At 56.3% G+C, this 21,910-nt stretch carries 23 protein-coding genes; 10 read left to right on the top strand and 13 right to left on the bottom strand.

All coding sequences use genetic code 11. The features are described from left to right. The first annotated feature begins 12 nt into the window (after window positions 1-12). The 6 genes from pstS to GS12_RS07125 all read left to right on the top strand — a co-directional run bounded on the left by pstS (window position 13) and on the right by GS12_RS07125 (window position 5,883). A complete protein-coding gene (gene pstS / locus GS12_RS07150) occupies window positions 13-1,053 on the top strand; it encodes a phosphate ABC transporter substrate-binding protein PstS (protein WP_034945358.1) in 1,041 nt (346 codons plus the stop codon). Window positions 1,054-1,129: 76 nt separating this feature from the next. After that, entirely contained in the window at window positions 1,130-2,092 is a 963-nt protein-coding gene (gene pstC, locus GS12_RS07145; RefSeq protein ID WP_034918184.1) for a phosphate ABC transporter permease PstC, read from the top strand. Then, window positions 2,089-2,976, top strand: coding sequence for a phosphate ABC transporter permease PstA (gene pstA, locus GS12_RS07140; RefSeq protein ID WP_034945355.1), 888 nt, complete (start codon window positions 2,089-2,091; stop codon window positions 2,974-2,976). Before pstC ends, pstA begins: the two co-directional genes overlap by 4 nt. A 43-nt stretch (window positions 2,977-3,019) precedes the next feature. After that, window positions 3,020-3,787 (top strand): phosphate ABC transporter ATP-binding protein PstB, encoded by a 768-nt coding sequence (pstB, locus tag GS12_RS07135; protein WP_034918179.1) that lies wholly within the window; start codon window positions 3,020-3,022, stop codon window positions 3,785-3,787. 17 nt (window positions 3,788-3,804) lie between these two features. After that, the gene (gene phoU, locus GS12_RS07130; protein ID WP_034918177.1) at window positions 3,805-4,539 is read left to right on the top strand and encodes a phosphate signaling complex protein PhoU; all 735 of its coding nucleotides are present in this window, start codon (window positions 3,805-3,807) and stop codon (window positions 4,537-4,539) included. Between the two features lie 114 nt (window positions 4,540-4,653). Further along, a complete protein-coding gene (locus GS12_RS07125) occupies window positions 4,654-5,883 on the top strand; it encodes an MFS transporter (protein ID WP_034945353.1) in 1,230 nt (409 codons plus the stop codon). On the opposite strand, the gene yieH is transcribed toward GS12_RS07125, so the two are convergent. Further along, window positions 5,884-6,546, bottom strand: coding sequence for a 6-phosphogluconate phosphatase (gene yieH, locus GS12_RS07120; protein WP_034945349.1), 663 nt, complete (start codon window positions 6,544-6,546; stop codon window positions 5,884-5,886). It lies immediately after the preceding gene. A 180-nt stretch (window positions 6,547-6,726) separates the two neighbouring features. Here yieH and GS12_RS07115 point away from each other — a divergent pair, with 180 nt between their 5' ends. Next, entirely contained in the window at window positions 6,727-8,040 is a 1,314-nt protein-coding gene (locus tag GS12_RS07115; RefSeq protein ID WP_034918170.1) for an NCS2 family permease, read from the top strand. 28 nt (window positions 8,041-8,068) lie between these two features. Here the strand turns inward: GS12_RS07115 and GS12_RS07110 are convergent, their stop codons facing one another. The 12 genes from GS12_RS07110 to rpmH all read right to left on the bottom strand — a co-directional run bounded on the left by GS12_RS07110 (window position 8,069) and on the right by rpmH (window position 17,564). Continuing rightward, the gene (locus tag GS12_RS07110) at window positions 8,069-8,818 is read right to left on the bottom strand and encodes an SDR family oxidoreductase (RefSeq protein ID WP_034945346.1); all 750 of its coding nucleotides are present in this window, start codon (window positions 8,816-8,818) and stop codon (window positions 8,069-8,071) included. Beyond that, on the bottom strand, window positions 8,818-9,006 hold the full coding sequence (locus GS12_RS07105; protein ID WP_052118382.1) for a hypothetical protein: 189 nt from the start codon (window positions 9,004-9,006) through the stop codon (window positions 8,818-8,820). The genes GS12_RS07110 and GS12_RS07105 overlap by 1 nt, the downstream gene beginning before the upstream one ends. A gap of 108 nt (window positions 9,007-9,114) precedes the next feature. Continuing rightward, window positions 9,115-9,903, bottom strand: a complete 789-nt coding sequence (locus GS12_RS07100) for an ABC transporter ATP-binding protein (protein WP_034945343.1) — start codon at window positions 9,901-9,903, stop codon at window positions 9,115-9,117. Further along, window positions 9,903-10,673: an ABC transporter permease gene (locus GS12_RS07095; RefSeq protein WP_034945340.1), complete on the bottom strand. Its 771-nt coding sequence runs from the start codon at window positions 10,671-10,673 to the stop codon at window positions 9,903-9,905. Before GS12_RS07095 ends, GS12_RS07100 begins: the two co-directional genes overlap by 1 nt. Next, window positions 10,670-11,680, bottom strand: a complete 1,011-nt coding sequence (locus GS12_RS07090) for a taurine ABC transporter substrate-binding protein (protein WP_034945337.1) — start codon at window positions 11,678-11,680, stop codon at window positions 10,670-10,672. The genes GS12_RS07095 and GS12_RS07090 overlap by 4 nt, the downstream gene beginning before the upstream one ends. A gap of 127 nt (window positions 11,681-11,807) precedes the next feature. Beyond that, complete coding sequence (gene cuyB / locus GS12_RS07085) at window positions 11,808-12,530, bottom strand: cysteate racemase (RefSeq protein WP_034945334.1); 723 nt, start codon at window positions 12,528-12,530, stop codon at window positions 11,808-11,810. Continuing rightward, entirely contained in the window at window positions 12,523-13,533 is a 1,011-nt protein-coding gene (gene cuyA, locus GS12_RS07080; protein WP_034945331.1) for a D-cysteate sulfo-lyase, read from the bottom strand. Before cuyA ends, cuyB begins: the two co-directional genes overlap by 8 nt. Before the next feature lie 216 nt (window positions 13,534-13,749). Next, window positions 13,750-15,111, bottom strand: a complete 1,362-nt coding sequence (mnmE, locus tag GS12_RS07075; RefSeq protein ID WP_034945328.1) for a tRNA uridine-5-carboxymethylaminomethyl(34) synthesis GTPase MnmE — start codon at window positions 15,109-15,111, stop codon at window positions 13,750-13,752. A gap of 74 nt (window positions 15,112-15,185) precedes the next feature. Then, window positions 15,186-16,823, bottom strand: a complete 1,638-nt coding sequence (gene yidC / locus GS12_RS07070) for a membrane protein insertase YidC (protein WP_034945325.1) — start codon at window positions 16,821-16,823, stop codon at window positions 15,186-15,188. 2 nt (window positions 16,824-16,825) lie between these two features. Continuing rightward, window positions 16,826-17,083, bottom strand: coding sequence for a membrane protein insertion efficiency factor YidD (gene yidD, locus GS12_RS23220; protein WP_072016849.1), 258 nt, complete (start codon window positions 17,081-17,083; stop codon window positions 16,826-16,828). Further along, window positions 17,047-17,406, bottom strand: coding sequence for a ribonuclease P protein component (gene rnpA, locus GS12_RS07065; protein ID WP_034918154.1), 360 nt, complete (start codon window positions 17,404-17,406; stop codon window positions 17,047-17,049). The genes yidD and rnpA overlap by 37 nt, the downstream gene beginning before the upstream one ends. Before the next feature lie 17 nt (window positions 17,407-17,423). Further along, window positions 17,424-17,564 (bottom strand): 50S ribosomal protein L34, encoded by a 141-nt coding sequence (gene rpmH, locus GS12_RS23215; protein ID WP_000831330.1) that lies wholly within the window; start codon window positions 17,562-17,564, stop codon window positions 17,424-17,426. Window positions 17,565-18,162: 598 nt separating this feature from the next. Between rpmH and dnaA the strand changes: the two genes are divergently transcribed. From dnaA to recF, 3 genes are all read left to right on the top strand, one after another. Beyond that, the gene (gene dnaA, locus GS12_RS07060) at window positions 18,163-19,551 is read left to right on the top strand and encodes a chromosomal replication initiator protein DnaA (protein ID WP_034945322.1); all 1,389 of its coding nucleotides are present in this window, start codon (window positions 18,163-18,165) and stop codon (window positions 19,549-19,551) included. A gap of 4 nt (window positions 19,552-19,555) precedes the next feature. After that, entirely contained in the window at window positions 19,556-20,656 is a 1,101-nt protein-coding gene (gene dnaN / locus GS12_RS07055; protein WP_034918148.1) for a DNA polymerase III subunit beta, read from the top strand. 161 nt (window positions 20,657-20,817) lie between these two features. Next, window positions 20,818-21,903, top strand: a complete 1,086-nt coding sequence (gene recF / locus GS12_RS07050) for a DNA replication/repair protein RecF (protein ID WP_034945320.1) — start codon at window positions 20,818-20,820, stop codon at window positions 21,901-21,903. Window positions 21,904-21,910: the final 7 nt, after the last annotated feature.

Genomic DNA, 21,910 nt, shown 5'->3' with positions numbered 1-21,910 from the left:
CCCGGAGGGAATATGACTCTGATGCAAAAAACCCTGGTACAGTGCGTGACAGCGGCTCTTTCCTTGAGCGTGGTATCTGCCCTTGCCGCCACCAATCTCACCGGTGCGGGCGGGACTTTCCCGGCGCCGGTTTATAATAAGTGGGCGGCAGATTACAACGCAGCGACGGGTGCTCAGGTTAACTATCAGGGGATTGGCTCATCCGGCGGCGTGAAGCAGATCATCGCCAAAACCGTGGATTTTGGTGCCTCCGATGCGCCAATGAAAGATGAAGATTTAGCGAAAAACGGTCTGTTCCAGTTCCCGACCGTCATCGGCGGCGTGGTGCTGGCGGTAAATATCCCTGGCGTGAAATCCGGCCAGCTGACGCTGGATGGCAAAACCGTTGGCGATATCTATCTCGGCACGGTCAAAAAATGGAACGATCCGGCGATCACAAAGCTGAATCCTGGCGTGAAACTGCCTGACAGCAACATCAACGTGGTGCGTCGCGCGGACGGTTCCGGCACCTCCTTCGTCTTCACCAGCTACCTGGCAAAAGTGAACAGCGACTGGAGCAGCAAAGTGGGCAAAGGCAACACCGTAAACTGGCCAACCGGCCTGGGCGGCAAGGGCAACGATGGCGTCGCCGCGTTTGTTCAGCGTCTGCCAGGCTCCATCGGCTATGTGGAATACGCCTACGCGAAGCAGAACAGTCTGGCCTATACCAAACTGTTAGATGCCGATGGCAAAGCGGTCGAACCGGGTGAGCAGAGCTTCAGCGATGCGGCGAAAGGCGCTGACTGGAGCAAATCTTTCGCCCAGGATCTGACCTTCCAGAAAGGCGATAACGCATGGCCGATCACTTCAACCACCTTCATCCTGGTGCATAAAGATCAGGCGAACGCTGAAAAAGGCAAAGCGGTGCTCGAATTCTTCGACTGGGCGTATAAAAACGGCGGCAAAACCACCAGCAGCCTTGACTACGCTTCACTGCCGGATACCGTGGTTGAGCAGGTTCGCGCAGCCTGGAAAACCAACGTGAAAGACAGCAGCGGCAAAGCGCTGTACTAAAGCTACGGCGGAGCTATTCGCCCATACCGCGAGGCGGCGTTCAGTCCGCCTCAACACTTCCGACATTGAGAACGCTATGGCTGCAACCAGGTCGACTTTCAAGGCTCCCGGAAAGCAAGGTGACATTCTGTTTGGCGCGCTGGTTAAGCTGGCGGCGCTGGTGGTGCTGTTGCTGCTCGGTGGGATTATTGTCTCGCTTATCATCTCCTCCTGGCCCAGCATACAGAAGTTCGGCTTTTCCTTTTTGTGGACCAAAACCTGGGATGCGCCTGGCGAGCAGTTTGGCGCGCTGGTGGCGATTTACGGCACCGTTGTGACTTCCCTTATCGCCCTGATCATTGCCGTTCCCGTGAGCTTTGGCATTGCGCTGTTTCTGACCGAACTGGCGCCGGCCTGGCTGCGTCGTCCGCTTGGCGTGGCGATAGAGCTGCTGGCGGCGATCCCCAGTATTGTTTATGGCATGTGGGGACTGTTTATTTTTGCCCCGCTGTTTGCCACGTATTTCCAGACGCCGCTGGGCGACCTGATGGCGAATATCCCCATCGTCGGCGCGCTGTTCTCCGGCCCGGCCTTTGGTATCGGCATACTTGCCGCCGGCATCATTCTTGCCATTATGATCATTCCTTATATCGCTTCGGTGATGCGCGACGTGTTCGAACAAACCCCGGTGATGATGAAGGAATCAGCCTACGGCATCGGTTGTACCACCTGGGAAGTTATCTGGCGCATCGTGCTGCCATTTACTAAAAACGGCGTGATTGGCGGCATCATGCTTGGTCTTGGCCGCGCGCTGGGTGAAACCATGGCGGTCACCTTTATTATCGGCAACACCTGGCAACTGGACAGCGCCTCGCTGTTTATGCCGGGCAACAGCATTACCTCCGCGCTGGCGAATGAGTTTGCCGAGGCGGAATCCGGCGTGCATACCGCCGCGCTGATGGAGCTGGGACTGATCCTGTTTATCATTACGTTTATCGTGCTGGCCTGCTCTAAATTTATGATCCTGCGGCTGGCGAAAAATGAAGGAGCGCGCTCATGACCACCATGGAAATGCAGGCCCGCGCCGAACTGAACGTCTCACGCCGCAAAATGCAGGCGTGGCGGCGAATGAAAAACCGCATCGCCCTGACGCTTTCCCTGCTGACCATGGCCTTTGGCCTGTTCTGGCTGGTGTGGATTTTGTTTGCAACGGTCACCCGCGGCATTGACGGCATGACGCTGTCGCTGTTTACCGCCAACACGCCGCCGCCTAATACAGCCGGCGGCGGCCTGGCGAACGCCATCGCGGGCAGCGGCCTGCTGATTTTATGGTCAACGGCGGTCGGCACGCCGCTGGGTATTCTGGCGGGGATCTACCTTGCGGAATACGGTCGCAAATCCTGGCTGGCGGAGGTGGTTCGTTTTATTAACGATATCCTGCTCTCCGCGCCCTCCATCGTGGTTGGCCTGTTCGTTTACACCCTCGTTGTCGCCCGGATGCAGCACTTTTCGGGCCTGGCTGGCGTGGTGGCGCTGGCGCTGTTGCAGATCCCCATTGTTATCCGCACCACGGAAAACATGCTGAAGCTGGTGCCGGACAGCCTGCGCGAAGCGGCTTACGCGCTGGGCACGCCGAAGTGGAAGATGATTTCGGCGATTACGCTGAAAGCCTCCGTATCCGGCATCCTGACCGGCGTGCTGCTGGCGATTGCGCGCATTGCGGGTGAAACCGCGCCGCTGCTGTTCACTTCGCTCTCCAACCAGTTCTGGAGCACCGACATGATGCAGCCGCTGGCCAACCTGCCGGTAACCATCTTTAAATTCGCCATGAGCCCGTTTGCCGAATGGCAAAGCCTGGCCTGGGCTGGCGTGCTGCTGATCACCCTTTGCGTACTGCTGCTGAACATTCTGGCGCGGGTGATCTTCGCCAAAGGCAAACATTAATGAAGAAGCGCGGCTGCGGCGGCGCGAACCAGTGAGAAAGAGAATGGCTGACAATAGCGGTAAGATGATTCAGGTGCGTGATTTAAACTTCTGGTACGGGAAATTCCATGCGCTGAAGAGTATCAATCTGGATATCGCGAAAAACCAGGTGACCGCCTTCATCGGCCCGTCGGGCTGCGGCAAATCAACCCTGCTGCGCACCTTCAATAAGATGTTCTCGCTCTATCCCGAACAGCGCGCCGAGGGTGAAATTCTGCTGGATGGTGAAAACATCCTGACCGCCAGCCAGGACATTGCTTTGCTGCGCGCGCGCGTCGGTATGGTCTTTCAGAAGCCCACGCCGTTTCCGATGTCGATTTACGATAATATCGCCTTTGGCGTGCGGCTGTTTGAGAAGCTTTCGCGCGCCGATATGGATGAGCGGGTGCAGTGGGCGTTGACCAAGGCAGCCCTGTGGACGGAAACCAAAGACAAGCTGCATCAGAGCGGCTACAGCCTTTCCGGCGGACAACAGCAGCGTTTATGCATCGCGCGCGGCATCGCCATTCGTCCTGAAGTGCTGCTACTGGATGAACCCTGCTCGGCGCTGGATCCGATCTCAACCGGTCGCATTGAGGAGCTGATCACCGAGCTGAAGCAGGATTATACCGTGGTGATCGTGACGCATAATATGCAGCAGGCGGCACGCTGCTCCGATCATACCGCCTTTATGTATCTGGGCGAGCTGATTGAGTTCAGCGATACCGACACGCTGTTTACCAAGCCGCACCAGAAACAGACTGAAGACTATATTACCGGCCGCTACGGTTAATTTGACTGGAGAACACGATGGATAACCTGAATCTGAACAAACATATCTCCGGGCAGTTTAACGCCGAGCTGGAGCACATTCGTACCCAGGTGCTGACCATGGGCGGCATGGTGGAGCAGCAGCTGACCGATGCGATCACCGCGATGCATAATCAGGACGGCGAACTGGCGCAGCAGGTCATAGACGGCGATCAGAAAGTGAATATGATGGAAGTGTCGATTGATGAAGCCTGCGTGCGCATTATCGCCAAGCGGCAGCCCACCGCCAGCGATCTGCGGCTGGTGATGGCGATCATCAAAACGATCTCCGAACTGGAGCGTATTGGCGACGTGGCGGAAAAAATTAGCCGCACCGCGCTGGAAAAATTTGGTCAGTCGCACCAGCCGTTGCTGGTGAGTCTGGAGTCGATGGGGCACCACACCATCCAGATGCTGCACGACGTGCTGGACGCTTTCGCGCGTATGGATCTGAATGCGGCGATCGAAATCTATCGGGAAGACAAAAAGGTGGATCAGGAATATGAAGGCATCGTCCGCCAGTTGATGACCTACATGATGGAAGATCCGCGCACTATTCCCAGCGTATTGACCGCGTTGTTCTGCGCACGCGCCATTGAGCGTATTGGCGACCGCTGTCAGAACATCTGTGAAATCATTTTCTATTTCGTGAAAGGTCAGGACTTCCGCCACGTCGGTGGCGACCAGCTTGATAAACTGCTTACCGGCGACGACAGCAGCAGCACGCCCGCCTGATCCTTATCAGGCCGGATTAATCCGGCCTGATTTCTCCGCCTCCGCGTTTTCCTCTGGAATGGCTGCGTCTGCAAAATTATACTTGCCGCACATTTATTCAGACAGGGAACGCACATGACTTCTCAGCAGCCGGGCACCACGCCCGCGAAGGCCATGCTGGCCGCCGTCAGCGGTTATGCAATGGACGGCTTCGATCTGCTTATTCTTGGCTTTATGCTGCCTGCCATCAGCGTTTCGCTGGCGCTGGATGCTTCTCAGGCCGGTTCGCTGGTCACCTGGACGCTGATTGGCGCCGTGGCGGGTGGCATCATTTTTGGCCACCTCAGCGATCGGCTGGGGCGCATTCGCGTGCTGACCTTCACCATTCTGATGTTTTCGCTGTTTACCGGCCTGTGTGCGGTGGCGCAGGGCTACTGGGATCTGTTGATCTACCGCACGCTGGCGGGCGTCGGGCTGGGCGGCGAGTTCGGTATCGGTATGGCGCTGATCGCCGAAGCCTGGCCGGCCAATAAGCGCAATCGCGCGTCGGCGTGGGTGGGTATTGGCTGGCAGCTCGGCGTGCTGCTGGCGGCGTTTATTACGCCGCTGCTGCTGGACGTTATCGGCTGGCGCGGTATGTTTCTGGTCGGGCTGTTTCCTGCGCTGGTGTCATTTTTTATCCGACGGGGCGCAGGCGAGCCTGAAGGCTTCACCCGCGCGCAAAAAAACACCCAGACGCTGTCGTTCTCCGCACGCCTGAAGCTGCTGTTCAGAGATGCCGCCACCGCGAAGGCCAGCCTTGGCATTCTGATCCTCTGCTCGGTACAGAACTTCGGCTATTACGGGCTGATGATCTGGATGCCGAGCTATCTCTCGTCCAGTTTTGGTTTTACGCTGACAAAATCAGGCCTGTGGACGGCGGTGACGGTCGTCGGCATGATCTTTGGTATCTGGCTGTTCGGCATGTTGGCCGATCGCTTCGCACGCTGGAAAATCTTCCTGCTTTATCAGTTCGGCGCAGTGATTATGGTGGTGATTTACGCGCAGCTCCGCGACCCCACGATTATGCTGTTCAGCGGCGCGGTTATGGGGATGTTCGTTAATGGCATGATTGGCGGCTACGGCGCGCTGATTTCCGACACCTACCCGGTGCAGGCGCGCGCCACGGCGCAGAACGTGCTGTTTAATCTGGGGCGCGGCGTCGGCGGCTTCGGCCCGTTGGTGATCGGTATGCTCGCCAGCCAGCTCTCTTTTGTTGCCGCCATTACTCTGCTGGCGCTTATCTACCTGCTGGATATCGTCGCCACGCTGTTTTTGTTACCCAAAACCCAGGGCAGCGAGGATCGGCTGGGCGCGATTGGCTGATCAGGTCGTCAGCGTCCAGCCGCGCGCGTTCCACAGGTCGGGCAGTTGCGCCATATCATCAAAAGACGTCACCAGCGGATGCGCCAGCGGCCTGTTGTGCGCATCCGCGCAGTAGTAGAAAACCGGTATGCCTGCCGCGATACCGGCTTTTGCGCCCGCTTCTGAATCGTCCACCAAAATGCAGCGATCGATAGCCACGCCCATCTCGCTGGCCGCGTGCAGCATCAAATCGGGATCGGGTTTCCAGCTGTTGATGTCATAGCCGCTGTATAACCGGTCATCAAAAAAGCGCAGCATTTTCGTCAGGCCCAGCGAATGCTGCATTTTACCGACGGTGCCGTTCGATACCACGCAAATGGGCACGTTCATCTTTTCCAGCAGCGCGCGGGCGCCGGCGATGGGTTTCAGTTCACGATCAAAAAGTCTGGCGACCTCTTTACGATAAGCGGGTTCAAGCTCGTCTACCGTGGCGGAGAGTTGATGCTGCGCACAGACATCATCGATAATATCGTAGAGCTTCACGCCCTTATATTTTTCAAACATCTCGTTGAGCGAAAGCTCTGCGCCGAACCGTGCAAAGGTATTGACGTAGGCCTGCGTACATAACAATTCGCTGTCAACCAGCGTCCCGTCGCAATCAAAAAAGACACATTCAACAGACATCGGCGGTTCTCCCTTGTTGCCCTGTTCCGACACTTTACTTAACTCACGGCGAAATGCGACCCGTTAATCAACACTCAGCAGCGCAATCGGTTGCGAAAAAACCGTTCGTCCGTCTACCAAATTTCGATGAATAGGTTAGGATAGCCGACGAAAAATCCTTCTCCGTTTTGGAATGAAACAATGAATAACTCCGGTCTGATGCAGCGGATTTTTAAACTCCAGGAGCACGGCACGACGGTGCGTACCGAAGTGATAGCAGGCTTCACGACGTTCCTCACCATGGTCTATATCGTTTTCGTGAATCCGCAGATCCTCGGCGTGGCGGGCATGAATACCCAGGCGGTATTTGTGACAACCTGCCTGATTGCCGCTGGCGGCAGTATTTTGATGGGGCTGATTGCCAATCTGCCGGTGGCGCTGGCACCGGCGATGGGGCTGAACGCCTTTTTTGCCTTTGTGGTGGTGGGTGCCATGGGCATCTCCTGGCAGGTGGGCATGGGCGCTATTTTCTGGGGCGCTGTTGGTCTGCTGCTGCTGACCATTTTCCGCATTCGCTACTGGATGATCGCCAATATTCCTCTCAGCCTGCGCGTGGGGATCACCGCCGGTATCGGCCTGTTTATTGCGATGATTGGACTGAAAAACGCCGGTATCGTGGTACCTAATAAAGACACGCTGGTGGCCGTCGGCGATCTGACCTCGCACAGCGTGCTGCTGGGCGCACTGGGTTTCTTTATTATTGCCGTGCTGGCTTCGCGTAACGTGCATATTGCCGTGCTGGTTTCCATCGTCGTGGTGACGCTGATCGCCCTGGTGACCGGCGACGTCCAATATGGCGGCGTGTTTTCGATGCCAACCGGCGTGACTGCCGTGCTGGGTGAGGTCGATTTAGCCGGTTCGTTCAATATCGGTATGGCCGGTATCATCTTTTCATTCATGTTAGTTAACCTTTTTGACTCGTCCGGCACGCTGATTGGCGTAACGGACAAAGCCGGTCTGACCGATGAAAAAGGCACTTTCCCGCGCATGAAGCAGGCGCTGTATGTCGACAGCCTCAGCTCGGTAGCGGGCGCTTACATCGGTACCTCTTCCGTTACCGCCTACATTGAAAGCACCTCCGGCGTTTCAATCGGTGGCCGCACCGGCCTGGTTGCGGTGGTCACCGGCATCCTGTTCCTGGCCGTGATGTTCCTTTCGCCGCTGGCGGGCATGGTGCCGCCTTACGCTACCGCAGGCGCGCTGATCTACGTTGGCGTACTGATGACCTCAAGCCTGGCGCGGGTGAAGTGGGAAGATTTGACCGAAGCGGTGCCCGCTTTTGTCACTACCGCCATGATGCCGTTCAGCTTCTCCATCACGGAGGGGATCGCATTGGGCTTTATCTCCTATTGCGTGATGAAGCTGGGCACCGGCCGCTGGCGGGAAATCAGCCCGTGTGTGGTGGTTGTCGCGCTGCTGTTTGTGCTGAAGATCGTATTTATCGACGCGCATTAACCTGAGCGCCCGGCCGCCTTGACGTGCGTTATTTGCCACCCGCAAGATCGATAAAGCTTCCGGTGACGTAAGAGGCGTCGTCGGAGAGTAGCCAGACGATCGCCTGCGCAACCTCTTCCGGCGTGCCGCCGCGCTTCATCGGGATCAGCGCCTTCACCCGATCAACGCGACCCGGTTCGCCGCCGTCAGCATGCATTTCCGTGTAGATAAAGCCGGGCCGCACGGCGTTCACACGTATGCCCTGTGCCGCCACTTCTAAAGAAAGCCCAATGGTAAACGTATCGATTGCGCCTTTTGACGCGGCGTAATCGAGATATTCGTGCGGCGCGCCAAGCCGCGAGGCGGCGGAAGAGACATTAACAATCGCGCCGCCCTGGCCACCATGACGCCACGACATACGCTTCACCGCCTCGCGAGCGCAGATAATGTTGCCCGTCACGTTAGTGGCGAGCACCCTTTCCAGCCGCTGGCTGGTCAACTGCTCAATGGAGGATTGTTGCTGAAGCATCGCGGCGTTGTTAACCAGGCCGGTCAGCGGGCCGAGCTGTTCATCTATCTGCTGAAACATAGCGACAATCTGATCTTCGCTGGCAATATCAGCGCAAATGGCGAGGGCTTCGCCGCCCTGCTGACGAATGCTCTCCACCACGGCCTGCGCACACGTTTCGCGCGAATGGTAGCCGATGCAGATCTTATGGCCTTTGGCCGCCAGGTTCAGCGCTGTCGCCCGGCCAATACCGCGAGCGCCGCCGGTGATGAGCGTAATATTTTTCTTCATTATTGTTCTTCCAGTCGGGCGTTAGTACGGGATTTCCCCACCAGCATTAATGCCGCAATGCCAAGGCAGCAAAGCGCCATCGCACAGAAAAGCGCTTTTCCATACCATTCAAGCAACGCGCCGCCCACGAACGGGCCGAGCGATAAGCCTAAAATAACCAGCGTCCAGCGCGCAAAATAATTTGCCATTGGTCACTCCGTGATAACAATCAGCTGCAATCGGCAATAGTATAGGAATCTTCTTAGCTTATTTCACGATGCTTTACGCAGCCGATCGTTTTTTCGGAATTTTTTAACTTATGGAAGACGCCAGCTCAGATGCCGTCTGGCCTCCTGCCGTACCCGATGTAACACGCGATGTTTAATCTCACGGTAGTCTGGCTGCTCTGCCAGCGTTTCGATGTCGCGCTCGCGGCCAAAAGGCAGCACGATTTCATCCACGATTTTTCCAGGCCTGGCAGACATGATCAGGATCCTGTCTGCCAGAAACAGCGCCTCTTCAACGTCGTGAGTAACAAACAGCAGCGTGGTGGATGTTTCTGTCCATGCTTTGCGCAGCAGTTCCTGCATCATTATCCGGGTCTGCGCATCCAGCGCGCCGAAAGGTTCATCCAGCAGCAACACGTCCGGCCCCGGTAGCCAGGCGCGCGCCAGCGCTACGCGCTGTTTCATGCCGCCGGAAAGCTGCCACGGAGCATGATGTTCAAACCCTGCCAGCCCCACGCGATCGAGCCACTGCCTGGCTTGCTCTGTAACCTTCGTTTTTTGATGTTTTTGCAGGCGTGGCCCAAAGGTCACATTCTCCAGTACTGAGAGCCAGGGAAAAAGGTTCGGCTGTTGGAAAATCATGCCGCGATCCGGTCCTGGTTTCTGAACCGTTTTACCGTTGCAGACAACGGAGCCGCTTTGCGGCGTCTGGAACCCCGCCACCAGATTGAGAATGGTCGATTTTCCGCAGCCCGAAGGACCGAGCAGCACCACGAACTCGCCTTCCGCAATAGCCAGAGTGATATCTTCCAGAACCGTTAGCGGTTGCGGTTTCGCTGAGTAATGCAGAGAGACGTTATCAAGAGAAATGTGCGGCATTATTCTTTTCCCGCCCACGGCACCAGCCAGCGCTGTAGGCCCAGCAGTATTAAATCCAGTAAATAACCAATTCCGCCGAGCAGCAGAATGCCGAGCATAACGATATCGGTGCGTAGATAAGAGCTGGCGTTAATCACCATCCAGCCCAGGCCTGAACTGGCCGCCACCATTTCAGCGGCAATCAGCGAGGTCCAACCGATGCCGATAGAGAGACGAACGGTAGTAAACAGCTCCGGCAGCGCATCCGGTAGCACCACGCGAGAAAATATCTGTTTGCGGCTGGCGCCCAGCGTTTGCGCCACGCGGATGCGCGAGCGTCCAATGCGCTCTACCGCCGCGCTTGCGCCCACCACCACGCTTAAGAAAGTGGCGATGAAAATTAAAAAGAATTTCGATGCTTCACCAATCCCCAGCCACACCACAGCCAGCGGGATCAACGCGATTTTCGGCAATGGCCGCAGAAACTGGACAAAGGGATTGAGCACGGCGGCAAGCGTCGCCGACAGGCCCATCAGCAGGCCGAGGGGAACGCCCAATAAAATCGCCACGGCAAAGGCGCCCAGCGCCCGCGCAAGGCTGACAGAAATGTGCTGCCACAGCGGCACCTGTCGATAACCGTCAGCCAGCAGCTCTTCCGTCGTAATGCCAATGTCAGTCAACGACGGCAGCAATAGCGGATCAACCCATTGCCGCGTTGCTGCCACTTGCCACAGAATAAAAAACAGCGTGACTGAAAGCGTACCGATTGCGACCTGTTGACTCAGTTTCATTTGGCAGGCGCTGCCGCTTCACGGATATAGCGCGAGTTGATCGCGTTGTTCCAGTGACCGGGAATATCGCGCTTACGGATTTCGCCAATGTCGGCAAGAAAGCCTGCGGTTTTGGTCAGTGCTTTACCGATTCCGCTGTTATCCGCATCGGTTCCATCGCCCAGCCAGGCCGCGGTCGTCTGTTCACTCAGTGACGGATACTCCAGGCCACCCAACGTATTGGCTGCGGTGGCTACCGGTGCGCCAACCTCTTTCGCAACGATGGCCGATGCGCGCTCGGGATCTTTACGGAACGCATCAACCTTCTGCTGATGCACGCGCAGGAAGGCGCTTACGGTCTGCGGATACTTCTCTGCAAAGGCTTTACGAACAACGTAATTGTTATAAATCAGGTAGCCGCTTTTTTGCAGATCTTTCGTGGCGAAGACCTGATGTCCGCCGTTGGATTCAAGCTGTTGAGCAAAGGGCGCCCAGACGTATCCTGCATCGATATCGCCGCGTTGCCATGCCGCCACCATTTCCGCCGGGCGTAAAGCTAACAGGGTAATTTTACTGCGATCGAGTTTATTAACGGTAATCGCGGCCTCAAGCGCATATTGCGCCGTAGAATTTGGCGGATAAGCCACGCGTTTACCTTCAATATCTTTAATTGTGCGGATACCGTTTTTGCCAATTAAACGTTCGTAGCTGGCAATGACGCCGGAAACGCCAATGATCTCCACAGGGAGTTTTCGCACCACGCCCGCCGTTGCCGGACTTGAGCCAAAATTAGCAATATCAATAGCGCCACTGGCAAAATAACTTAGCGCGTCCGCGCCGGAGGCAAACTGTACCCACTTCACTTTGCTACCCAGCTCTTTTTCCAGTGAGCCATCCGCTTTTGCCAGCATAATGACCTGCGATCCGCCGCTGTAGGCAACGCGAACTTCTTCAGGTTTATCAGCCGACTGGCTCAGGCTGCTCCACAGGCTGGCAGTCGCCAACAGTAGAATAAGGTGTTTTTTCATTTTTTCCGGGCGCAATAAATAATATGTGACGGCATTATAAAGAGTTACCGCTTAATCATTTATATGAATAGCGGATATCGATTATTGGAAATAGCAGTTGCCCGATGTTTATTTATATTTCTGCGACTCATACTATTTCCGCACGTCGCTGTCGCCATATATTGGCGCACAACATTGCCATCGCTTCGGCAGGATCAATTGTCGGCTGCGCCGGCGACCACTTGACAGCGTTGAGCGCCAGCGGCACTTCAGTGCAGGCAAGCACCAGTCGTTCAGCGCCGCGATCGCACAGCGCCTGTGCCAGCTTTGCCAGGTACTCGCCGCCTTCCTGTAAAGCGCCCCGCTTAACCGCGTAACAGCCCGGGACGAACCATTCGTTCATTTCCTGTGCCGTTGGGGTGAGCGTGGCAATATTGTGTCGGTCAAAACGTTGCTGGAACCATCCGGCCGCGCAGGTTGCCTCAGTGGCGATCATGCCAACGCGCGCTGGCTGCTGCGGCAAATTGAGCACGGCCTCAAGCGTGGCGTCGGCAAGGTGCAGCAGCGGCGCTCTGCTTGCCTCGGCCAGCGGCGCAAACCAGTGATGAGCAGTGTTGCATGCAATAACGATATGTGTGGCGCCAATACGGTTGAGCTGTTCGATTCCCGTCAGTAACTGGGGCAACGGTGAGGGACCACGGCCCGCCAGCGCTTTTTGCCGATCGGCGATTTGTGGCACGTTCCAGATAACCATGGGGATTTGCTGCTGATCGCTGTCTGCGCCAACCGCCAGCAGGATTTTATACTGAAAGTCCACGGTAGCCAGCGGGCCCATGCCGCCCAACACGCCCAATAAAAAGCGGTCAGCCACGGTATGCGTCCAGCACCTGGCGATAACCGAACAGCCCCGCCGCGCCGCCGGTGTGAATGAACACCACGTTTTCGTCCTGACGGAAATGCCCTTTACGTATCAGATCGATCAGGCCCGCCATACCTTTACCCGAGTAAACCGGATCCAATAAAATGCCTTCGTGCTGTGCCAGCAGCGTCAGGGCTTCCAGCATGCTTTCTGTCGGCAGGCCGTAACCATCGCCAACATAATCGCTGTTCGCTTTCACCGCCTCGCGAGGCAGTTCGCCTTTTACGCCCAGCAGTTCACGCGTGCGCTCGGCAAGCTGACGAACGTTTTCTTCCTGCTTCTCTTTCGGCGCGCGAACGCTAATTCCCAATACCGGAATGCCGCTGTTGCTGGCGGTGAAACCCGCGACCAGCCCGGCCTGCGTACCGGTGCTGCCTGTGGCATGCACTACGTGATCGATGCGTAAGCGCTGCTGGCTTGACTGATATAACAGCTCTTCCGCGCAGGCCACATAACCCAGCGCGCCAACAGGATTAGAGCCGCCGCCAGGAATAATATATGGCGTGTGTCCCTGCTCACGCAGCGACTGTGCATATTCCTCCATCGCCAGCGCCATATCAGTGCCAGCCTCCAGATGCGCCACCACTTCGCCTCCGAGAAGGTGATCCAGCAGAACATTGCCCGACTGCTGATAGTCTTCGCCAAAATCCGTTACCCGCTTTTCCAAAAACACTTTCGCCTTTAGTCCAAGTTTTGCCGCACCGGCAATGGTCTGACGCACGTGGTTAGATTGCGTTGCGCCTTGCGTAATAATCACGTCGGCCTTTTGCGCCAATGCATCAGCCAGCAAAAATTCCAGCTTGCGCGTTTTATTGCCGCCGGTCGCGAGGCCTGTGCAGTCGTCGCGCTTAATCCATAACTGCGGGCCGCCCAGTAAGCGGGTAAGGTGATTCAGCGGCTCAAGCGGGGTGGGAAAATGTCCGAGGTTGAGGCGGGGGAAGCGGGCCAGATGCATGAGAACTCCTTTATTTTAAACACTGGCGGGCCATGAAAAGAATCCAGGCCGCCTTTTCTCCAGTGTAAAGCGGGTTGCATCAGGTCCTTAAAAACATTTATTGCTTTAGATAGCGATTAAATTCATGAACGTGGTGTTATTCACAGAAGCGCGTGATTTATCGCTAAAAATCCCGCACAGCAAAGCACTGTGCGGAACGAAGGCGCAGTTGGCAGGTTATTTCCCGATACAAAAACTGGAGAAAATCCGGCCTAACAGGTCGTCTGAGGTAAATTCACCGGTGATTTCGCTAAGCGCCTGCTGAGCGACGCGCAGTTCTTCGGCCAGCAGTTCTCCCGCGCGCGCGTCAATCAGCTGCGATCGTCCCTGAAGTAAGTGAGTGGCCGCTAACTCTAATGCCTGAAGATGGCGGCGACGCGCAATAAAACCGCCTTCAATGTTGCCAGAGAATCCCATGCTCGCCTTCAAAAGGTCGCGTAGCGCAGCAATGCCTGCGCCGGTGTGTGCGGAAAGACGAATAAGTGAGTGACCATTCACTTCTTCTATACCTGCGGCTTCACCGGTTACATCAGCCTTGTTACGTACCACGGTGACCGGCAGCGCAGCAGGCAGACGGGCGATAAAATCAGGCCAAATCTCGGCAGGTTCGGTGGCAGCCGTGGTGGTGCCATCCACCATGAAAAGCACCCGGTCGGCCTGCCCGATTTCATGCCAGGCGCGTTCAATTCCAATGCGCTCAACTTCATCGCCCGCCTCGCGCAGTCCCGCCGTATCAATAATATGCAGCGGCATACCGTCGATATGGATGTGTTCACGCAGCACGTCGCGCGTGGTGCCCGCAATGTCGGTGACGATAGCGGCTTCGCGCCCGGCCAGTGCGTTGAGCAGGCTGGATTTTCCGGCATTGGGTCGTCCGGCGATCACCACCTTCATGCCTTCGCGCAGCAGGCTGCCCTGATGCGCCCCGGCGCGCACGCCGTCAAGATCGGCGATGACCTGCGCTAACTGCGCCTCTATCTTACCGTCGGAAAGAAAATCAATTTCCTCATCGGGAAAGTCGATGGCCGCTTCAACAAAGATTCGCAGGTTAGTAAGTGCTTCCACCAAATGATTAACGCGCTGCGAAAAGACGCCCTGTAGCGAGTTCAGCGCCGAGCGTGCGGCCTGGCCAGAGCTGGCGTCGATCAGGTCGGCGATGGCTTCCGCCTGCGCCAGATCCAGCTTGTCGTTAAGAAAGGCGCGTTCAGAGAACTCGCCGGGGCGCGCGATGCGTACGCCGGGTATCGCCACGATGCGTTTCAGCAGCAGATCGAGGATCACCGGGCCGCCGTGGCCCTGAAGCTCCAGCACGTCTTCGCCGGTGAAGGAGTTCGGGCCGGGAAACCATAGCGCAATGCCCTGATCCAGCGCGCTGCCGTCCTCGTCGCGAAACGGCAGGTAGTCGGCGTAGCGTGGCTTCGGCAGCTTGCCCAGTAGCGCCTGCGCCACCTCAGCGGCTCTGCTTCCCGACACGCGCAGTATGCCCACGCCGCCTCGGCCTGGCGGCGTCGCCTGCGCAACGATGGTTTCGCTATTCATAGTTTGCTCCATAAAAAAGGCGGTCAACCGACCGCCTTATTTTGCCACCCTTCATCTTTCAGATGCGGAGGTCGTTATGCTTTCTTTTTGTCACGGCTGTGCAGCCCGCGTTTTTCCAGCCCGCGATAAATAAGCTGCTGCTGGATAATGGTCACCAGGTTGCTGACGATATAGTACAGCACCAGGCCTGACGGGAACCACAGGAAGAAGACGGTGAAGATGACCGGCATGAAGGTCATGATCTTCTGCTGCATTGGGTCGGTCACGGTGGTTGGCGACATCTTCTGAATAAAGAACATCGTCACGCCCATCAGGATCGGCAGGATGTAATACGGGTCCTGCGCGGAGAGGTCGTGGATCCACAGCGCGAACGGCGCATGGCGCAGCTCAACCGAGCCCATCAGCATGTAGTATAGCGCCAGGAAGATAGGCATCTGGATAACCAGCGGCAGACAGCCACCCAGCGGATTCACCTTCTCTGCTTTATACAGCGCCATCATCTCCTGACTCATGCGCTGCTTGTCTTCGCCTAAACGCTCGCGCATTGCCTGAATTTTCGGCTGCAACATGCGCATTTTCGCCATCGAGGTGTACTGCGCTTTAGTCAGCGGGTACATGATGCCGCGTACGATGAAGGTGATAACGATAATGGAGAAGCCCCAGTTACCGATAAAGCTGTGCAGGAATTTCAACAGCTTAAACAGCGGCTGCGAGATAAACCACAGCCAGCCGTAATCCACCGTCAGATCCAGATGGGGCGCCACGGCAGCCATCTTGTCCTGGATTTCCGGGCCAACCCACAGCGTCGCGGCCAGGTTCTGCTGGCTGCCTGGCGCAACGGTCACCGGCGCAGACTTATAGCCAATTGCCGCCACGCCGTTGCCCAGGTTGCTGGTGTACAGCGTGTTATTGCCCGCGGTGCGAGGCACCCACGCGGTAGCGAAATACTGCTGAAGCATCGCTACCCAGCCGTTGCCGGTGGTGACGTTCAGGTTTTCGTTATCGCTGATTTTGTCGAACTTATATTTTTCGTAGTTGGTCTCACTGCTGGAGTAAGCCGCGCCACGGAACGTATGCAGCGCAAAGTTATTGCTGCCGGTATCGCGATGCTTCGGCAGATCGATGGTCTGCTTGAGCTGGCCGAACATCGCCACTTCCAGCGGCTGCTGGGTGGTGTTATTAACCTGATACTCAACGCCGATGGCGTATTCGCCGCGCTTCAGCACGAAGGTTTTGGTCCAGATCACGCCGTTTTCAGCGGTGAACGTCAGCGGAATACGCAGTTCGCTCTGGTCGTTGGAGAGCTCAAAGCTATCCTGCGCGGTGGTAAACAGCGGACGCGAACCGTTGGCCGGATTGTCCGGGCCGTTACGTCCGGTCAGGCCGCTCTGCGCCTGATAAAGGAAGTTCGGTTTGGTTTCCAGCAGCTGGAACGGCTGCGTCGAACCCAGTTCGTCCGGATGCGCCAGCAGTCTGGCCTGCTCGATATCACCGCCGCGGGTATTGATATTCAAAGACAGAACGTCTGTCTTCACGGTGATCGTTTTGCCCTGTCCGCTGGCAGGCACGGCCTGATTTGCGGCATCGCCGGTCGTGTTTTGTGTGGTCTGAGTCTGCACAGGCTGCGGAGCATGGTCCGTCTGCCAGGCTTGCCAGATCATAAAAGACACGAACAGAAAAGCGATGAGAAAGAGATTGCGTTGCGAATCCATCGTTAATGTTCTCTGGTATCAATGTTATTTGGCGGCACCGGATCGTCGCCACCCGGGTTCAAAGGGTGGCATTTTAATACGCGTTTTATCGTCAACCAACTGCCTTTTATCACACCAAACCTGCGCAATGCCTCAATTCCGTATTGAGAACAGGTTGGATGGAAGCGACAGTGAGGTCCTAAGAGCGGGCTGATAACGCGCTGATAGACGCGAATCAGCCCAATCAGGAGCCGCGAGCCAGGCGACAGTGTCGACGCCATATTTTCTCCAACGCTTCCGTTAGCGCCTGGTTATCCAGGTCGGCAACCCCTTTTTTCGCCACCACCACAAAATCCATTGCGGGCAGTTCATGTTGACGCAGACGAAAGCTTTCGCGGGTCAGTCGCTTGATCCGGTTGCGTTCGTGTGCGCGCTTGACGTGTTTTTTGGCGACGGTAAGACCGATGCGGGGATGTCCCAGCGAGTTCAGGCGGCCGAGAATTGTCATTTGCGGCGTGCCAGCTCTTTGTGGCTGCTGGAAGACGAAAGTGAATTGAGTGGGAGTTAACAAACGTAACTCCCTGGGAAATGCGAGCTTAACCACTCAGCGGTTAGCTTTTATTACTTAGAAACGGTCAGACGAGCGCGGCCTTTAGCACGACGACGTGCCAGAACCTGACGACCATTTTTTGTTGCCATACGAGCACGGAAACCGTGTGAACGGTTGCGCTTCAGTACGGACGGTTGAAAAGTGCGTTTCATGGCGATTTCTACCTAAACTTGAAAAATTTCACTGGATGACGCGTTTCATGGTCAGTAAACCAACCGACGCCTCAAGTGTGTCTTTGATAAAGAGGCGGGATTGTAATAATTGTACAGTCCAGAGTCAATTTACTTCGCGTTAAAGTCGCGACCGGGTATCCCATTCAACCGTAAAACAGTCGATAAGGGCCAGCGCGCAATACGCCGGGGTGAGGATTATACGGCGTGCGGGATAAAGCGCAAGGATCGCCGGGATCTTCTCGCGATCCCCTTACATAAATTTCCAACGAGAACGTGATGGCGCCGTGAATTTTAAACGAATACGGACGATCCTGAATGCCTTTTACCCGTGAAAGCGTAAACTTATCCCGGCTTTCATTGCCTGTGGATAAATTGGATCAAAACTGTGTAGAAAGTGAAGATCTCTGCCGCGCTTTACGCTATGATCCGCCCTTCCGTTTGCGATCCTTCGGGTCAGACAGCGGCGGAGAAACCGCAGACAGCGGTTCGTATGCTACCCATCTGCATGCGTCAACAATGATGAATTTATCGCTTCAGCGCCTTTTTTCTTGTCGAATTTTTTCGAGTGGAGTCCGCCGTGTCACTTACGCTTTGGCAACAGTGCCTTGCCCGTTTGCAGGATGAACTTCCTGCCACTGAATTCAGCATGTGGATACGTCCGTTGCAGGCCGAATTAAACGACAATACGCTTGCCCTGTATGCGCCAAACCGTTTCGTGCTCGACTGGGTTCGCGATAAATATCTTAATAATATCAATGCGCTACTAAATGATTTTTGCGGCAACGACACGCCGCTGCTGCGTTTTGAAGTGGGCAGCAAGCCCGTAACAAGGCAGATAAGCCAGCCCGCCATGGCGGCCAGCGCGCAGACCAGCGCCGCACCGGCTCGCCCTGCGCCTTCGCGTCCAAGCTGGGATAACCTGCCTGCCCCGGCAGAACTCTCCTACCGCTCCAACGTGAATACCAAGCATAACTTCGACAACTTCGTTGAGGGTAAATCGAACCAGCTGGCCCGCGCGGCGGCGCGTCAGGTCGCGGACAACCCTGGCGGCGCCTATAACCCGCTCTTCCTTTATGGCGGCACCGGCCTCGGCAAAACCCACCTGCTGCATGCGGTAGGCAACGGCATTATGGCACGCAAGCCCAACGCCAAAGTGGTGTACATGCACTCCGAGCGCTTCGTGCAGGACATGGTTAAGGCGCTGCAAAATAACGCCATTGAAGAGTTCAAACGCTATTATCGATCGGTTGACGCGCTGTTAATCGATGACATTCAGTTTTTTGCGAATAAAGAGCGCTCGCAGGAAGAGTTTTTTCACACCTTTAATGCGCTGCTGGAAGGCAATCAGCAGATCATTTTGACGTCGGATCGCTATCCGAAAGAGATCAACGGCGTGGAAGATCGCCTGAAGTCGCGCTTTGGCTGGGGCCTGACGGTGGCGATTGAGCCGCCGGAGCTGGAAACCCGCGTGGCGATCCTGATGAAAAAGGCCGATGAAAACGATATTCGTCTGCCGGGCGAAGTGGCGTTTTTTATTGCCAAGCGCCTGCGTTCCAACGTGCGCGAACTGGAAGGCGCGCTGAACCGCGTCATTGCCAACGCCAATTTTACCGGACGCGCCATCACTATCGATTTTGTGCGCGAGGCGTTGCGCGATCTGCTGGCGCTTCAGGAGAAGCTGGTCACTATTGATAATATTCAGAAAACGGTCGCTGAATATTATAAAATCAAGGTGGCTGACCTGTTGTCAAAGCGCCGTTCGCGCTCGGTTGCCCGTCCTCGTCAGATGGCGATGGCGCTGGCGAAAGAGTTGACGAATCACAGCCTGCCGGAAATCGGTGACGCTTTTGGGGGTCGTGACCACACAACCGTGCTTCACGCCTGCCGTAAAATCGAGCAGCTGCGTGAAGAAAGTCACGATATTAAAGAAGATTTCTCTAATTTAATCAGAACATTATCCTCCTGACGCTATGAAATTTATTGTAGAACGTGAGCATTTACTGAAGCCCTTACAGCAGGTCAGCGGCCCGCTGGGCGGTCGCCCGACGCTGCCAATTCTTGGCAATTTGCTTGTCCAGGTGAATGACGGCAATCTGCTGCTGACCGGCACCGATTTAGAAATGGAGATGGTGGCCCGCGTCGCGCTGACGCAGGATCATGAACCCGGCGCCACCACCGTACCGGCCCGCAAATTTTTTGATATCTGCCGTGGTTTGCCCGAAGGCGCCGAAATCACGGTGATCCTCGACGGTGAGAGAATGCTGGTGCGCTCCGGGCGCAGCCGTTTTTCACTCTCCACCCTGCCTGCCAGCGATTTTCCCAATCTGGACGACTGGCAGAGCGAAGTCGAATTCACCCTGCCCCAGGCGACCATGAAGCGCCTGATTGAAGCCACGCAGTTTTCAATGGCGCATCAGGACGTGCGTTACTACCTTAACGGCATGCTGTTTGAAACCGAAGGCGAAGAGCTGCGTACCGTGGCGACCGACGGCCACCGTCTGGCGGTGTGCTCGATGCCGGTGGGCGTTGCGCTGCCCAGTCATTCGGTGATTGTGCCGCGTAAAGGCGTGATTGAACTGGTTCGCCTGCTGGACGGCGGCGACACGCCGTTGCGGGTGCAGATTGGCAGCAACAACATTCGCGCCCACGTGGGCGACTTTATCTTTACCTCCAAGTTAGTCGATGGCCGTTTCCCCGATTATCGCCGCGTATTGCCGAAGAACCCCGACAAAACGCTGGATGCAGGCTGCGATTTGCTGAAGCAGGCTTTCGCTCGCGCGGCCATTCTCTCTAACGAGAAGTTTCGCGGCGTTCGCCTCTATGTCAGCGAAAATCAGCTCAAGATCACCGCCAATAATCCTGAACAGGAAGAGGCGGAAGAGATCCTTGATGTTACCTACGGCGGCACCGATCTGGAGATCGGCTTCAACGTCAGCTACGTGCTCGACGTGCTTAACGCGCTGAAGTGCGAGAACGTGCGTCTGCTGCTAACGGATTCCGTGTCGAGCGTGCAGATCGAAGATGCGGCCAGTCAAAGTGCCGCCTATGTCGTCATGCCGATGAGGTTGTAGTTTATCGGGCTATCTTGCTTGCCATTTTGGGATTGGGCAGTGCTCAAAATCCTCACGTACTTCAGTACGTTCCGGTTTTTGCGCGCTGGACGCACCCAAACTGGCTGCGCCGATAACGCCCTGGTGATGATGCCGTCTGCCGCACTGGATAATTCATATTTATGGCTTTAACCCGCCTTCTGATCAAAGACTTCCGAAACATTGAAAACGCGGATCTGGCCCTGGCGCCCGGTTTCAACTTTTTAGTTGGCGCCAACGGCAGCGGCAAGACCAGCGTGCTGGAGGCGATCTACACGCTGGGCCACGGGCGCGCCTTTCGCAGTTTGCAGGCGGGGCGCGTTATTCGTCACGAGCAGGATGCCTTTGTGCTGCATGGCCGCATTCAGGGCGCGGAGCGGGAAATATCTGTCGGCCTGACCAAAAATCGTGCGGGCGACAGCAAAGTGCGCATCGATGGCAGCGACGGCCATAAAGTTGCCGAGCTGGCGCAGATGTTGCCGATGCAGCTAATTACGCCGGAAGGTTTTACGTTATTAAACGGCGGCCCTAAATATCGACGTGCCTATATCGACTGGGGCTGCTTTCACAACGAACCTGCTTTTTTCAACGCCTGGAGCAATCTCCGCCGCTTGTTGAAGCAGCGTAACGCCGCGCTGCGGCAGGTGTCGCGCTACCAGCAGCTTCGCGCCTGGGATCAGGAGCTGGCGCCGCTGGCAGAACAGATCAGCCGCTGGCGCGCGGCCTACAGCGAAGCGATTGCGCGGGATATTACTGCCACCTGCGCCCGGTTTTTACCGGAGTTTTCCCTCAGTTTCTCCTTTCAACGCGGCTGGGATAAAGAAACGGATTACTTCGAACTGCTCGAACGGCAGTTCGAGCGCGATCGCGCGCTGACCTACACCGCCAGCGGGCCGCACAAGGCGGATTTTCGCATCCGCGCCGACGGCACGCCGGTGGAGGATTTGCTCTCACGCGGCCAGTTAAAACTTTTGATGTGCGCCCTGAGACTGGCGCAGGGTGAGTTCCTTACCCGACAGAGCGGGCGACGTTGCCTGTATCTGATAGATGATTTTGCCTCTGAGCTTGACGAGACGCGTCGTCAGCTGCTTGCTTCCCGCCTGAAGGCCACGCAGGCCCAGGTTTTCGTCAGCGCCATCGGCGCCGAACATGTGATCGATATGGCTGACGAAAAGGGCAAGATGTTCCACGTAGAACAGGGTAAAATAGCGGTTCAACCTGAAGATTAAACGAGCG

The organism is Erwinia oleae, assembly GCF_000770305.1.
GTDB lineage: Bacteria > Pseudomonadota > Gammaproteobacteria > Enterobacterales > Enterobacteriaceae > Erwinia > Erwinia oleae.
This window is presented reverse-complemented; position numbering and strand designations above follow the sequence as displayed.